General features: G+C 71.7%; 13 protein-coding genes. 9 read left to right on the forward strand and 4 right to left on the reverse strand.

Annotated features, from left to right (window positions below):
- Window positions 1-87 precede the first annotated feature (87 nt).
- The 3 genes from groES (at window position 88) to FGI33_RS00450 (ending at window position 2,897) form a co-directional block, all read left to right on the forward strand.
- Window positions 88-384 (forward strand): co-chaperone GroES, encoded by a 297-nt coding sequence (gene groES, locus FGI33_RS00440; protein WP_012039257.1) that lies wholly within the window; start codon window positions 88-90, stop codon window positions 382-384.
- A 97-nt stretch (window positions 385-481) separates the two neighbouring features.
- Window positions 482-1,435 (forward strand): EamA family transporter RarD, encoded by a 954-nt coding sequence (gene rarD, locus FGI33_RS00445; protein ID WP_119434613.1) that lies wholly within the window; start codon window positions 482-484, stop codon window positions 1,433-1,435.
- A gap of 178 nt (window positions 1,436-1,613) precedes the next feature.
- Window positions 1,614-2,897, forward strand: coding sequence for an ABC transporter substrate-binding protein (locus FGI33_RS00450; protein WP_119401963.1), 1,284 nt, complete (start codon window positions 1,614-1,616; stop codon window positions 2,895-2,897).
- Window positions 2,898-3,414: 517 nt separating this feature from the next.
- Here the strand turns inward: FGI33_RS00450 and FGI33_RS00455 are convergent.
- The 4 genes from FGI33_RS00455 to FGI33_RS00470 are packed head-to-tail and all read right to left on the reverse strand — an operon-like array spanning window position 3,415 to window position 7,467.
- Window positions 3,415-4,173, reverse strand: a complete 759-nt coding sequence (locus FGI33_RS00455) for an ABC transporter ATP-binding protein (protein ID WP_119402223.1) — start codon at window positions 4,171-4,173, stop codon at window positions 3,415-3,417.
- Window positions 4,170-5,093, reverse strand: a complete 924-nt coding sequence (locus FGI33_RS00460; RefSeq protein ID WP_119402224.1) for an ABC transporter ATP-binding protein — start codon at window positions 5,091-5,093, stop codon at window positions 4,170-4,172. Before FGI33_RS00460 ends, FGI33_RS00455 begins: the two co-directional genes overlap by 4 nt.
- On the reverse strand, window positions 5,086-6,057 hold the full coding sequence (locus tag FGI33_RS00465) for a branched-chain amino acid ABC transporter permease (protein ID WP_119402225.1): 972 nt from the start codon (window positions 6,055-6,057) through the stop codon (window positions 5,086-5,088). The genes FGI33_RS00460 and FGI33_RS00465 overlap by 8 nt, the downstream gene beginning before the upstream one ends.
- A gap of 6 nt (window positions 6,058-6,063) precedes the next feature.
- Window positions 6,064-7,467: an ABC transporter permease subunit gene (locus FGI33_RS00470; protein WP_237582098.1), complete on the reverse strand. Its 1,404-nt coding sequence runs from the start codon at window positions 7,465-7,467 to the stop codon at window positions 6,064-6,066.
- A 300-nt stretch (window positions 7,468-7,767) separates the two neighbouring features.
- Between FGI33_RS00470 and guaB the strand changes: the two genes are divergently transcribed.
- The 6 genes from guaB (at window position 7,768) to FGI33_RS00500 (ending at window position 14,809) form a co-directional block, all read left to right on the forward strand.
- Window positions 7,768-9,270 (forward strand): IMP dehydrogenase, encoded by a 1,503-nt coding sequence (gene guaB / locus FGI33_RS00475; RefSeq protein ID WP_119402227.1) that lies wholly within the window; start codon window positions 7,768-7,770, stop codon window positions 9,268-9,270.
- 167 nt (window positions 9,271-9,437) lie between these two features.
- Window positions 9,438-10,574: a hypothetical protein gene (locus FGI33_RS00480; RefSeq protein ID WP_237582099.1), complete on the forward strand. Its 1,137-nt coding sequence runs from the start codon at window positions 9,438-9,440 to the stop codon at window positions 10,572-10,574.
- On the forward strand, window positions 10,567-11,685 hold the full coding sequence (locus tag FGI33_RS00485) for a GuaB3 family IMP dehydrogenase-related protein (protein WP_012297979.1): 1,119 nt from the start codon (window positions 10,567-10,569) through the stop codon (window positions 11,683-11,685). The genes FGI33_RS00480 and FGI33_RS00485 overlap by 8 nt, the downstream gene beginning before the upstream one ends.
- Before the next feature lie 92 nt (window positions 11,686-11,777).
- The gene (locus FGI33_RS00490) at window positions 11,778-12,311 is read left to right on the forward strand and encodes a cation:proton antiporter regulatory subunit (RefSeq protein WP_012039247.1); all 534 of its coding nucleotides are present in this window, start codon (window positions 11,778-11,780) and stop codon (window positions 12,309-12,311) included.
- A 3-nt stretch (window positions 12,312-12,314) separates the two neighbouring features.
- A complete protein-coding gene (locus tag FGI33_RS00495; protein ID WP_204585641.1) occupies window positions 12,315-13,817 on the forward strand; it encodes a cation:proton antiporter in 1,503 nt (500 codons plus the stop codon).
- Window positions 13,817-14,809 carry an SURF1 family protein gene (locus tag FGI33_RS00500; RefSeq protein WP_237582100.1) on the forward strand — a complete coding sequence of 331 codons (993 nt, stop codon included), beginning with the start codon at window positions 13,817-13,819 and terminating at the stop codon, window positions 14,807-14,809. The genes FGI33_RS00495 and FGI33_RS00500 overlap by 1 nt, the downstream gene beginning before the upstream one ends.
- Window positions 14,810-14,813 lie beyond the last annotated feature (4 nt).

Consider the following 14,813-nt stretch of genomic DNA (forward strand, 5'->3'; position numbering starts at 1 on the left):
AGCGCGGCCCGTAGAATCTCACCTGGCACTCTCCCCGGGAGATTGCCAATCAGTCTTGTCCCTTAGTCACGAAGGAAGAGGTCAACCGTGTCGGTCTCCATCAAGCCGCTCGAGGATCGCATCGTCATCCAGCAGGTCGAAGCCGAGCAGACCACCGCGTCTGGTCTGGTCATCCCCGACACCGCCAAGGAGAAGCCCCAGGAGGGCGAGGTCGTGGCCGTGGGCCCCGGCCGCATCGACGACAACGGCAACCGCGTCCCGCTCGACGTCGCCGTCGGCGACAAGGTCATCTACTCCAAGTACGGTGGAACCGAGGTCAAGTACGACGGCCAGGACCTCCTCGTCCTCTCCGCGCGCGACGTGCTCGCCGTCATCGAGCGCTGACGCTCCGCCTCAGCGACACCGCACCACCGCTTCACCCGGGAGCCCGGCCGACACGTTCGGCCGGGCTCTCGTGCGTCCGCGGCGCTAGCCTCGTGAGGTGACGCGCCCCGCCCCGGAGTCCTCGACCCGCACCGGCCTCCTCGCCGCCGTCGGCGCGTACGGGCTGTGGGGCGTCCTCCCCGTCTTCTTCCTGCTGCTCGTGCCGGCCGGGGCGTTCGAGATCGTCGGCTGGCGGATCCTCTTCTCGCTCGTCGTCTGCGCCGTCGTCATCACGGCCGCGCGGCGCTGGGGGCGCGTGGTCGCCATCGTGCGCCGGCCGCGGATCCTCCTGGGCCTCGGGCTCGCGGGCCACCTGATCCTCGTCAACTGGACCGTGTACGTCTACGGCACGCTCTCCGGCCACGTGGTCGAGACCGCGCTCGGCTACTTCATCAACCCGATCGTCACGGTGCTGCTCGGCGTGCTCCTCCTGCGCGAGCGCCTGCGCCCGCTGCAGTGGACCGCCGTGGGCCTGTCGGCCGTCGCGGTCGCCGTCATCGCCGTCGGCTACGGGCAGCTGCCGTGGGTGTCGCTCGCGCTCGCCGGCTCGTTCGGCCTCTACGGGCTGGTGAAGAAGCGCGTGAGCGGGGGAGCCGACGCGCTCTCCGGCCTCGCGCTCGAGACGGCCTGGCTCGTGCCGGCCGCCACGACGATGCTCGTGATCACGGGAGCCGGCGCCGGCCTCACCATCGGCACGGTCTCGCTCGGGCACACGCTCCTGCTCGTCAGCACCGGCGTCGTCACCGCGGGCCCGCTCCTGCTCTTCGGCCTCGCCGCCGGCCGGCTGCCGCTCTCGGTGATCGGGCTCACGCAGTACCTGGCGCCGCTGCTGCAGTTCGCGTTCGGGGTGTTCGTGATGCACGAGGCCATGCCGCCCGAGCGCTGGGCCGGGTTCGCGATCGTCTGGGCGGCGCTCGTCCTGCTCACGATCGACATGCTCCGGGCGAGCCGTCGCGCCGCATCGCCCGTCGCGCCCATCCGGAGGGATCCGGCGGTCGTCGACGGCATCTGATTCGGATCCCGTCGCGCATTCCGCGAATGGTAACGATCGGGTCGCGTTACACGACGGAAATGCCGATGCATTGTGTCCGTCTCATCCGCGCCATAGGGTCGCACCAGGCGAGGCGCGCATTCGCGTGCCTCATGCATCACATTCCCGAGCATCACCACACACATCCATAAGGAGCACCATGAGCGCATTCGGCAGGGCTTCGGCCTCCCGCTCACGATCCGCCCGCACCGCCCTCAGCGCCGTCACCGTCGCGGTGGCCGGCGCCCTCGTCCTCGCCGGCTGCTCCGGCGGCGGCGGCGACACGGGAGGCACCACGGCCGACGGCGGCCTGGACCTCAAGATCGGCACGATCCTCCCGCAGACGGGCTCCCTGGCCGTCCTCGGCCCGCCCGAGTTCGCGGGCGTCGACCTGGCCGTGAAGGACATCAACGACGCCAAGGCCGGCATCACGGTGACCAACACGGCCAAGGACTCGGGCGACACCACGACCGACATCGCCAGCCAGTCGGCCACCTCGCTCATCGCGGACGGCAACACGGCCATCATCGGCGCCGCGTCCTCGGGCGTCTCGAAGACCTTCATCGACCAGGTCACCCAGGCCGGCGTCGTGCAGCTCTCGCCGGCGAACACCTCCCCGGACTTCACGACCTACGAGGACGACGGCTACTACTGGCGCACCGCCCCCTCGGACGTGCTCCAGGGCCGCATCCTCGGCAACAAGATCCTGCAGGACGGCAAGACCAACGTCTCGATCCTCTACATGAACGACGCCTACGGCACGGGCCTCGAGGAGAACATCAAGAAGACGCTCGAGGCCGGCGGCGCCACCATCGCCGCCGAGGAGGTCTTCGAGCCCTCCGCGACGGACTTCAACAGCGCGATCACCTCGGTGCTCGCCCCGAACCCGGACGCGCTCGTCGTCATCTCGTTCGACGAGATCAAGACCATCGCCGACCAGCTGGCGTCGAAGGGCTTCGACTTCTCGAAGTTCTACGGCACGGACGGCAACTACGGCGTCATCAAGGAGACCGACACCAACGTCGACATCGCGGGGGCGCAGTTCACGAACCCCGGCGTCGAGGCCAAGGAGGACTTCCAGACCCGCCTGCAGGACATGGTGAAGGCCGAGGGCGAGCCCGAGCTCACCGTGTTCAGCTACTCCGCCGAGTCCTACGACGGCACCGTGCTCCTCGCGCTCGCCGCGCTCCAGGGCAAGGCGACCGACGGCGCGACGTTGAAGGACAACCTGCAGTCCGTCTCCGAGGGCGGCGAGAAGTGCACGACCTTCACGGACTGCGCCAAGCTCATCGCGGACGGCACCGACATCGACTACGACGGCCTCTCCGGCCCGATCACGTTCGATGAGAACGGCGACCCGACAGAGGCGTACGTCTCCGTCTACAAGTACGGCACGGGCAACACCACGACCTTCTCCGAGCAGGTCTACGGCAAGCTCGACTAGCACCCGCACCACGCACGGCTGAGGGCCCGGTCCGCATGGACCGGGCCCTTCGCCGTGCCCAGGGGCCTTCGCCGTGCCCGGGGGCCTTCGCCGTGCCCGGGGGCCTTCGCCGTGCCCGGGGGCCTTCGCCGTGCCCTTGGGGCGCGCAGGGACCGTGGGCGCCCTTGCCCGTCGGCGGGACGGGCGCCGCTCCTCGGGGTGGGCGCGGTGGCACGCGTCGAGCGCGGGGGCGCCGTCCCGCGTCGGGGCGCTGGCGCCAGGGTGCACGGAGCACGGAGCACGGAGCACGGAGGCCCGCGGGCAGAGGGGCGCTGTGACGCGTCGTCGGGATCGCCGTCGTGCATGGGCCGGAACCCCGTCGCGCGGCGCCGTGGACGCTGTCACCCCGTCAGCGCGGTCGAGGTCGACGTCGGGATCGCGGTCGGCTTCGTCGCGCGGGTCTCGTGCGGGGCCGCCCCGCACACGACGACGCGGCACCCCCGGAGGGATGCCGCGTCGTGTCGTGCAGGGGGAGGGATCAGGGCTGGGGCGCCGCCTTGGCCTTCTCCTGGTCGGCCGCGAGCGTGCCGAGGTACAGCTCGATGACCTTCGGGTCGTTCATGAGCTCGCGCCCGCGACCCTCGTACGCGTCCTTGCCCTGGTCGAGCACGTAGCCGCGGTCGCAGATCTGCAGCGCGCGCCGGGCGTTCTGCTCCACGATCATGACGGAGACGCCCGCGCGGTTGATCTGCGCGACGTTGATGAACGTCTCGTCCTGGCGCACGGGGGAGAGGCCGGCGGACGGCTCGTCGAGGAGCAGCACCGTCGGGTCCATCATGAGCGCGCGCGACATGGCGACCATCTGGCGCTCGCCGCCCGAGAGGGATCCGGCGCGCTGCTTCAGCCGCTTGCCGAGCTCCGGGAACAGGTCGGTGACGAACGCCAGCCGCTCCTTGTACATCTTCGGCTTCTGGTAGACGCCCATCTGGAGGTTCTCGTCGATGGTCAGCGTCGGGAAGACGTTGTTGTTCTGCGGCACCATGCCCACGCCGCGGGAGACGAGCTTGTCGGCCTTGAGCCCGGTGATGTCCTGGCCGTTCAGCTCGATGCTGCCGCCGCGGACGTTCACCTGCCCGAAGATCGCCTTCAGCAGCGTCGACTTGCCCGCGCCGTTCGGGCCGATGATGCCGACCAGCTCGCCCTTGTCGACGTGCACGTTGCACCCGTTGAGGATGTTGACCCCGGGCAGGTAGCCCGCGTGGAGGTCGGTGGTCTGGAGGACCCGCTCTGCCGTCACTTGTCTGCCGCTTCCTTCTCGATCTCGCTCTTGACGAGGTCGGAGTCCATGTCCTTCGCCACCTCGCGCTGGCCCGTGAGGGTGCCGAGGTCGGTGTCGTGGTGGGCGCCGAGGTAGGCGTCGATGACGGCCGGGTCGCTCATCACGGTCGAGGGCGGGCCCTCGGCGACGATGCGGCCCTCGGCCATCACGACCACCCAGTCGGCGATCTCGTTGACCATGTGCATGTCGTGCTCGACGAACAGCACCGTCATGCCCTCGGTCTTGAGGTCGAGGATGTGGTGGAGCAGCGACTGCGTGAGCGCCGGGTTGACGCCGGCCATGGGCTCGTCGAGCATGACGAGCTCGGGCTTCGTCATGAGCGCCCGCGCCATCTCGAGGAGCTTCCGCTGGCCGCCGGAGAGGCTGGCCGCGTAGTCCTCCTCCTTGGCGTCGAGCTTGAACTTGGTCAGGAGCCCGCGCGCGCGCTCCGTGATCTCGTCCTCCTTCTTGCGCCAGAGGGGGCGGATCAGCGCGGAGAAGAAGTTCTCGCCGCCCTGGCCCGTCGCGCCGAGGCGCATGTTCTCCAGCACCGTCATGCCGCCGAGGGCCTTCGTGAGCTGGAAGGTGCGGACCATGCCGAGGCGGGCGACGCGGAACGCGCTCATGCCGGCGAGGTTCTTCCCCGAGAACTCCCACTTGCCGGTGTTCGGCTTGTCGAAGCCGGTCAGCAGGTTGAAGAACGTGGTCTTGCCCGCGCCGTTCGGGCCGATGAGGGCCGTGATGGAGCCGCGGGGGATCTCGAGGTGGTCGACGTCGACCGCCTTCAGGCCGCCGAACTGCCGGCTGACGCCGTGCGCGACGATGATGGGGTCCTTCTTGGCGCAGCCCGGACCGGCGTCGCCGTCGAGGATGGCCGAGACCGGGGTCTTGTCAGGCAAAGTGCGTCTCCTTCTTCTTCCCGAAGATGCCCTGTGGTCGGAAGATCACGAGCAGCATGAGCGCGACGCCCACGATGATGAAGCGGATGGGGCCCTGCTGGGTGCTCGAGATGGGCAGCCAGTCGTTCGACACCGCGAGGCTGAGCAGGCCGTCCGAGAGCGACAGCGTGACCCAGAAGATGATCGAGCCGATGACCGGCCCGAAGATCGTGGCCGCACCGCCCAGCAGCATGATCGTGTAGAGGAAGAACGTGAGCTGCGTGCCGTAGTTGTCGGGCTGCAGCGACCTCGGGAGGATGAAGACCACGCCCGCGAGCCCGCCGAACACGCCGCCGAGCACGAGCGCCTGCATCTTGTAGGAGTACACGTTCTTGCCGAGCGCGCGGACCGCGTCCTCGTCCTCGCGCACGCCCTTCAGCACGCGGCCCCAGGGGCTGCGCATGAGGAGGAAGACCAGCAGGCAGGCGATGCCGACGAGGCCCCAGCCGACGATGCGGATCCACCACTGGTCGGCGGAGTAGGTGAGCACGCCCGCGCCGAAGCGGCCCTCGGGCAGCGGGTTGAGGTCGTTGAACCCGGCCGCCGCGCCGTTGATGCCCTCGGAGCCGCCCGTGACGTCGGAGAACTCGGGCGTCTTGACGCTCAGCCGGATGATCTCCGCCGCCGCGATGGTCACGATGCTCAGGTAGTCCGCCCTCAACCTGAGGGTCGGGATGCCCAGGATCAGCGCGAACACCGTGGAGGCGACGATCGCCGCGAGCAGCGACGCCCAGACGGGCCAGTCGTACATGACGGCCGTGATGGCGAACGCGTAGCCGCCGATGGCCATGAAGCCGGCCTGGCCGAAGTTGAGCAGGCCCGTGAAGCCGAAGTGGATCACGAGGCCGACGGTCGCGAGCGCGTACGCCGCGGTGGTGGGCGAGAAGATCTCGCCGATCGCCAGGAAGATGAAGTTCGTGTTCATGCGCGGCTAACCGATCCGATCTTTCCGACCCAGGATGCCCTGGGGCCTGACGAGCAGGATGACGATCATGACCACGAGAGCGGCCACGTACTTCATGTTCTCGGGCAGGACCATGGTGCTGACGTTGATGAAGACGCCGATCACGATCGAGCCGATGAGCGCGCCGAACGCCGTCCCGAGTCCGCCGAGGACGACGGCCGAGAAGACGAGCAGAAGGATGGACGCGCCCGTGTCCCAGCGCAGCGACTGGTAGTAGGCGATGAAGACGCCGGACAGGGCGGCCAGCGCGGCCCCGCCGATCCAGACCACGCGGATCACGCCCTCCACGTCGATGCCCGACGCCGCAGCGAGCGAGCGGTTGTCGGAGACGGCGCGGGTGGCCTTGCCGATCTTCGTGTAGAGCAGCACGTACGCGACCGCCAGGAGCAGCACGATCGAGACGATCGCGCCGGCGACGTCCGTGAACTTGAGGCTCACCGGACCGACGACCAGGAACGGCGCCGGGCTGTTGGGGAGCGTCAGGCGGTCGGCGCCGAAGATGAACTGGAAGAGGTAGCGCAGCGCGAGCGAGAGGCCGATGGTGACGATCATGAGCGGCACCAGCCCGAGGCTCCGCTTCCGCAGGGGCTTCCAGAGCGCCGCGTCCTGCACGTAGCCGAACGCGCCGCCGAGGACCACCGTGATGGCGATCGCGAGCACCGGGTTGAGGCCGAGCACGTTGCTGAAGAGGTACGCCATCAGCGCGCCGAAGGTCACCAGCTCGCCGTGCGCGAAGTTGTTGAGGCCCGTCGTGCCGTAGATGAGCGACAGGCCGATGGCCGCGAGGGCGAGCAGCAGGCCGAAGATGAGGCCCGTCACCACCTTGGGCCAGAAGATCTTCCAGAAGTTGTTCTGGGTGACGGGCTCCGCCGTGGCGGTGACCGTGCCCGTCTCGGTGTCCGGGGCGGCGGTCTCGCCGCCCGTGGAGGTGCCCGTCCCGGCGCCGGTGCTGGCGCTCGGCGCGGGGGTGGATCCGGCGCCGGCCGCCGCGCCGTCGGGCGAGAGGAAGAAGAAGGCCGGGACGTTCTTGTTGCCCGCCGCGACGTCGATCTCGCGGGGGCTCGATCCCGCCCGGGGGACGCCTGCGCCCTCGGGGATGGTGGACGCGTCGACCTCGACCGTGAAGGAGCCGGGGGCGCTGAGGCCGACCTCGGCCTTCCCGTCCGCGCCGGTCGTGCCGGTGGCCTCGACGCCGCCGCCGGAGACCTTCACGGTCACCCCGGCGATGCCGGTCTTGTCGGCGTCGGCCCGGACCCAGACGAGCAGGGACTGCTCGGCGGACGCCGGGTCGACCGCCTGCGGCGCCGCGCGTGGATCCGCGTGGGCGCCCGATGGGGCCGAGAGGAGAAGTGCGGTGCAGGCGAACGCCACCGCGAGAATCAGGGCCCAGAGACGCTGCGCGCGTGCTCCGGCCGAACCAGTGGCTATCACTAGACCTCCATAGGGGGAGCCGTGCGACGGGTACATCCGCACAGGCACCGCGACTACCGTCAGGACGACGTTGGTTGACAGTACGTGCTGATTATGTCCTGGATGTTTCGCGCCGACACCGCGTGGCTGCGTGATAGGGCGGGAATAGCGCGTCAGCGCGACCGTTAACATCGAGACACCGGTTGCCGACGCGGTCCCCCGGCCCCACCATCCGCCTCTCATTCGTCCCCTGGAGGGAAATTGGATCAGTCCGACCCGTTCGGCGTCATCGGCCTCACCTACGACGACGTCATGCTCCTGCCGGGGCACACCGACGTCATCCCGAGCGAGGCGGACACCACGTCCCGCCTGACGCGCAACATCAGCGTCGCCGCTCCTCTGCTCTCCTCCGCGATGGATACCGTCACCGAGGCGCGCATGGCCATCGCGATGGCGCGCCAGGGCGGGCTCGGCGTGATCCACCGCAACCTCTCCATCGAGGACCAGGCCGCGTTCGTCGACAAGGTGAAGCGCAGCGAGTCCGGCATGATCACGAACCCGGTCACCACGCGTCCCGACGCGACGGTCGCCGAGGTGGACGCGCTCTGCGGCCAGTTCCGCGTCTCCGGCCTCCCCGTGGTCGAGTCGGACGGCACGCTCGTCGGCATCATCACGAACCGCGACATGCGCTTCGTCTCGCCCGTGCAGGCCGCCACGACGCTCGTGCGCGACGTCATGACCCGCACCCCGCTCATCACCGGCCGCGTCGGCATCGACCCGGACCACGCGATCGCGATCTTCGCGGAGCACAAGATCGAGAAGCTCCCGCTGGTGGACGACGCGGGCAAGCTGCGCGGCCTCATCACCGTCAAGGACTTCGACAAGTCGGAGCAGTACCCGGACGCGACGAAGGACGCCGAGGGGCGCCTGCGCGTCGGTGCGGCCATCGGCTTCTTCGGCGACGCGTGGCAGCGCGCGCTCGCCCTCGTGGAGGCGGGCGTCGACGTGCTCGTGGTCGACACCGCCAACGGCGACAGCAAGGGCGTGCTCGACATCATCCGCCGCCTGAAGTCCGACCCCGCCACGTCGCACGTCGACGTCATCGGCGGCAACGTCGCGACCCGCTCGGGCGCCCAGGCGCTCATCGACGCGGGGGCGGACGCCATCAAGGTCGGCGTGGGCCCCGGGTCCATCTGCACCACGCGCGTCGTCGCGGGGGTCGGCGTGCCGCAGGTCACCGCGGTCTACGAGGCGTCGCTGGCGGCGCGCGCGGCCGGCATCCCGGTCATCGCGGACGGCGGCCTGCAGTACTCGGGCGACATCGCCAAGGCGCTCGTCGCGGGTGCCGACACCGTCATGCTCGGCAGCCTCCTCGCGGGCTGCGACGAGAGCCCCGGCGACCTCATGTTCGTGGGCGGCAAGCAGTTCAAGAGCTACCGCGGGATGGGATCCCTCGGCGCGCTGCAGACCCGCGGCACGAAGACCTCGTACTCGAAGGACCGCTACTACCAGGCGGACGTCCCGAGCGACGACAAGCTCATCCCCGAGGGCATCGAGGGCCAGGTGCCCTACCGCGGATCCCTCGCGAACGTCGTCTACCAGCTCACCGGCGGCCTGCGCCAGTCGATGTTCTACGTCGGCGCGCGCACGGTCGGAGAGCTCAAGGACCGCGGGCGCTTCGTGCGCATCACGGCGGCCGGGCTCAAGGAGTCCCACCCGCACGACGTGCAGATGGTCGTCGAGGCGCCCAACTACCGTCGCTGATGCGGTGAGCCGCGCGGCATCCGCGCGGTGGTGACGAGGGGCCGGTGCCGTGCGCACCGGCCCCTCGCGCGTGCGCGCGCTCCCTCACAGGGCGCGGGTCCGCCCGCGCTTCCGGCGGGTCGCTCCCGTGCGCGAGGTCGGCGCGCGCCGGCCGCGACACTGCCCGCATGACACCGACCCCGACCCCGCCGCCTCCCGTCGACCATCCGCTCGAGGCGGCACCGCCCGGGCCGCCCGGGGTGGCGCTGATCCTCTCGGGGGCCGCGCGGGCCGGCTCCGCTCCGCCGGCCGCCGAGGAGGAGCGCGCAGACGCCGCCGTCGTCGCCCGGGCGGAGGCGCGCGGCGAGCTCGTGCGGCTGCGCGCCGGGGTGCACGTGCGGCGGGCGGAGTGGGAGGCGGTGTCGGCGCGCGAGCGGCACCTGCTGCGGATCCGCGCGCTCGCCCGCGTCTCGTCCGGCCCGATCGTGCTGGGCGGGGCGTCGGCCGCCGCCGTCCACGGGCTGCCGCGGCTCGCGACGTGGCCCGCGCTCGTGACGCTGCTCGACGTGCAGGGGATACCGTCGGGTCGTCCCGCGGGCGCGCGCGTCGTCCGCGACCCCGCGCACGGGAGGTCGCGTCTCGTGCTCGCGGCGGACGGCGTGCGGATGCCCGGGCTCGCGGCCACGGCGCTCGCCGCCTCCCACGAGGCGGCCATGACGGCGGTGCGGGGTGCCGCGCCGCGGGGGCCGGGGTGGTTCGCGCACGGGCTCGTCGCGCTCGACCACGCGCTCGCGCCCGCGCGGGCCCGGCCGGTGACGCGCGCCGACCTCGAGCGGGAGCGGGGGTTCCGCGGCCCGGGTCCCTGGAGCCGACGCGCGGAGGATCTCGTCCGGGCGGCGGACGGCGCCGCGGCCGGACCGGTGGAGTCCGTCGCACGGGGCGTCGCGCACGAGGCCGGGCTCGCGCCGCCCGCCGTGGGGGTCGCGGTCGGCCGCCACGGGCGGCTCGCGCTGGCGTGGGCACGCGAGCGGGTCGGGCTGCGGATCGTCGGGGCGGTCGCCGACGCTCGGACGGTGCCCGACGCGGACGCCGGCGCCGACTCGGACGCCGACGCCGGGCCGGCGGATGGGCGGGGAGCCGGCCGCTGGCGGGTGGTCGTGGCGGGGGAGGGGGACGTGCTGGGCGCGGGGCGGCTCCGCGCGCTCCTGCTGCACGCGGGCCCCGAGCCCGAGCGGCGCGCGGCGCGTGCCGGCGCGGCGGCGGTCGCGGATCCGGGCGACGGGCGGTCGCGCAGGAGCCCGCCGCTAGGCTGTGCGGGTGAGTGATGTAGAGATCGGCCGCGCCAAGCGGGCCCGCCGTGTGTACGCGTTCGACGACATCGCCATCGTCCCGTCCCGTCGCACGCGCGACCCGCAGGACGTGTCGGTCTCGTGGTCCATCGACGCGTACCAGTTCGAGATCCCGTTCCTCGCGGCGCCCATGGACTCCGTGGTCTCCCCGGCGACGGCCATCGCGATGGGGCGCTTCGGCGGCCTCGGCGTCCTCGACCTCGAGGGCCTCTGGACCCGGTACGAGCACCCCGAGCGCCTGCTCGAGGAGATCCGGTCGCTGCCGCCCGAGTCGGCCACCGCGCGCATGCAGCAGATCTACTCCGAGCCGATCAAGCCGGAGCTCATCACGGCGCGCATCGCGGAGATCCGCGCCGCCGGCGTCGTCGTCGCCGCGGCGCTCTCGCCCCAGCGCACCGCCGACCACTACGAGACCGTGGTCGCGGCCGGCGTCGACCTCTTCGTCATCCGCGGCACCACGGTCTCGGCGGAGCACGTCTCCAAGGGCGCGGCCCCCCTCAACCTCAAGAAGTTCATCTACGAGCTCGACGTCCCCGTCATCGTCGGCGGGGCGGCCACCTACACGGCAGCCCTCCACCTCATGCGCACGGGCGCGGCGGGCGTGCTCGTCGGGTTCGGCGGGGGAGCCGCGTCCACCACGCGCTCGACCCTCGGGATCCACGCGCCCATGGCCACCGCGCTGTCCGACGTCGCCGGCGCCCGCCGCGACTACATGGACGAGTCCGGCGGCCGCTACGTGCACGTCATCGCCGACGGCGGCCTCGGCAGCTCGGGCGACATCGTCAAGGCCATCGCGGTCGGCGCCGACGCGGTCATGCTCGGATCCACGCTCGCCCGCGCCACCGACGCGCCCGGGCAGGGCTTCCACTGGGGCGCCGAGGCGCACCACTCCGAGCTGCCCCGCGGCCACCGCGTGCGCGTCGACCAGGTCGCGCCGCTCGAGCAGATCCTCTACGGCCCGTCCACCACGGCCGACGGCAGCGCCAACCTGGTCGGCGCGCTGCGCCGCGCCATGGCCACCACCGGCTACTCCGACCTCAAGGAGTTCCAGCGCGTCGAGGTCGTCGTCGCGCCGTACGGCAAGTAGGCAGTCCACCCGAGCGCCGGTCGACCGCCCCCGGGCGGGAACACCCGGGGCGCGGCCCGCGTTGTGAACCACAGGAAGAGGGAGGTGCGCGCATGGCGGAGGTCCGTCGCGTCAAGCTGCCGGGTGTCGGCGTGCTGCACACCTTCATCACCGACGACGGGGGCAAGGTCGGCGTCATCGCCCACCGCTCCGGCCACAGCGACCTGATCACCTTCTCCGAGGAGCAGGACGGGCCCGACACGCAGAAGGTGTCGCTCCGCCTCAGCGAGGACGAGGCGCACACGCTCGCCGAGCTGCTGGGCGGCACGCGCATCACCGAGTCGCTCGACAAGCTCGACCAGATCCCCGGACTCAGCATCGACTGGTTCACGGTCGACTACGACGACCACATCGCCGGCCAGGCGCTCGGCAACCTCGCGTCGCGCGGCGTCGTCGGCCTCACGGTCGTCGCGGTCGTGCGCGGCGAGTCCGCGAACCCCGCCCCGTCCGACGACTTCACGGTCTACCCGGGCGACACGCTCGTCGTGGCCGGATCCCCCGAGAAGGTCGCGAAGGCCTTCGCGTTCTACCGGACGGGCGAGTTCCCGCACCGCCCCGCGCCCGGCTCCGCGCCGGACGGAGGGTAGCGGGTGCACCACGGCCAAGACCTCATCGTCCTCGGCCTGCTGTTCGTCCTCGCCTACGCGTTCGGCCAGCTCGGCAAGCGCATCGGCCTGCCCGCGATCCCCATATACATGCTCATCGGCCTCCTCGCGAGCCCGAGCGTCGACTGGTTCCCGCTCGACTTCGCGTCGGCCGACATCGAGCTCATCGCCGTCTTCGGCCTGATCCTCCTGCTGTTCAACCTCGGTCTCGAGTTCGACCAGGACGAGTTCTTCGGCAACGCCGGCAAGCTCATCGTCTCGGGCGGCTCGTACGTGCTCATCAACATGGGCGTCGGGTTCGCGTTCGGCTTCGCCCTCGGCTGGGGCACCCGCGAGGCGCTCATCATCGCGGGCATGACGGCCACGTCGTCGAGCGCCATCGTCACCAAGCTCCTCATCGAGCTGAACCGCCTGGCCAACGACGAGACGCCCATGATCCTGGGCGTCACCGTGGTCGAGGACATCTTCATCGCCGTCTACCTCGCCATCGTGTCGGTCGTGCTGAGCGGCGAGACCGAGCCGTGGGCGGTGGTCGGGCAGCTGGCGGTGTCGTTCGCGTTCCTCGTGGTCATGTTCACGGTCGCGCGGAAGGGCGGCGCGTTCCTGTCGCGGTTCATGCGCACGCGCGACGTCGAGCTGTTCACCGTCCTGTTCTTCGGCCTCGCGATCCTCTTCGGCGGCATCGGCGAGGTCCTCGGCGTCACCGACGCGATCGGCGCCTTCCTCATCGGCCTCGTCCTCGGCGCGACGCGCATGCGCAACCGGATCGAGCAGATCGCCATCCCGCTCCGCGACGTGTTCGGCGCGTTCTTCTTCCTCAACTTCGGCCTGGCGCTGGATCCCGGCGAGTTCCCCACTGTCGTCGTGCCGGTGCTCGTCGCCGTGCTCATGACGGTCGTCCTCAACATCATCGCCGGGCAGTTCGTCGCGTGGCTCAACGGGCACGGCGCGCAGGCCGGCATCAACACGGCCTTCATCCTGCAGAACCGGGGCGAGTTCGCGCTGATCCTCGCGACGCTGTCGCTGTCGGCGGGTCTCGACGAGCGGATCCAGCCGTTCGCCGGCCTCTACGTCCTGGTGATGGCGATCATGGGGCCGCTCCTCGCCGCGAACTCGGTGCGCATCGGCACGGCCGTGCTGCCCACGCGGTACCGCTCCGCCACCAAGCGCGCGGCCGAGAAGGCCGAGCGCGACGCGGAGCGGGCCGGCGCGCTCGCCCTGTTCGAGGCGGCCGAGCGCGGCGAGCAGGCGCCGGCCGACGCATACGACGACGGCCTCGCCGTCGCGACGCCCCGGCCGGGCACCGCGGCGCGCGGCACGACGCCCGGCACCGGCCCCGAGGCGGAGGGTGCACCGGCCGGCCGGCGCGGGTCCGACGACGCCGACGAGCCCCGTCCCGCCCCCGACCGCCGCGCCGAGCAGGCCGGCCAGCAGTCCGACCACGACACCTGGACACCACCCACCCGCGAACGGGAACCCGACTACTGATGACGCACGCACCCGACCCCCGCATCGACGCCGCACCGCGTCCCGACGCCCGGCCCGCGGGATCCGGTCCGGGCGGCTCCGACGCCGCCGGCCCCACCATCGGCCAGGTCGCCCGCCGCCCCCGCTCGCTCGGGCTGCTGGCGCTCGCGCTCGTGATCGCCGCGGGCTTCGCGGCGCTCGGGCAGTGGCAGCTCGCGCGCGCGGTGGAGTCGGGCGTCGTCATCGAACGCGACACCGAGACGGCGCTGCCGCTCGGCACGCTGGCGGAGCCGCAGGGCTACGTCACCGACACGTCCGCCGGGCACATGGTCACCGTGGCGGGCGCGCTCGTGCCCGGCGACTTCGTCGTCGTCTCCGACCGCCTCAACGCCAGCCGCACCGGCGCCTGGGTCGTGGGCCACCTCTCGATCACGGACGACGGCGGCCCCGCGGATCCGGCGCCCGACGCGCTGCCCGCCAGCGTGCCCGTCGCGCTCGGCTGGACCGCGACCGACGGGGAGGCGGCGGCCGTCGCGGCGCGGCTGAACGCGGGCGACGGAGCCCCGACGGGCGTCCAGGAGGTCGTCGGCCGCTTCCTCCCGAGCGAGCAGCCCGAGCCCGCGGGCGAGGGCCAGGACCCCCAGCGCATGACCCGCCTCAGCACCGCGGCGCTCGTCAACCTCTGGCCGGGCGACGTGGGCGACGTCTACAACGGCTTCATCGTCGCGTCGGCGCCCGTCGCCGGCCTCACGGCGATCGACTCGCCGCCGCCGAGCGAGGCCGTGCAGCTCAACTGGCTCAACATCTTCTACGCGGCGGAGTGGGCGGTGTTCGCGATCTTCGCGATCGTCATCTGGTACCGCACCGTCCGCGACACCTGGACCCGCGAGCAGCCCGGCTACCGCGAGGACGAGGACGACGAGGAGGACGACGACGACCCGCTCCCCGAGGGCGGCCGCGACGACGCCGTCAGCGCTCCCGGTCGCGGGAGCCGCGCAGACGCCGACCGGTAGGATC

It is taken from the genome of Clavibacter phaseoli, from assembly GCF_021922925.1.
In the GTDB taxonomy this organism is placed as follows: Bacteria; Actinomycetota; Actinomycetes; order Actinomycetales; family Microbacteriaceae; genus Clavibacter; species Clavibacter phaseoli.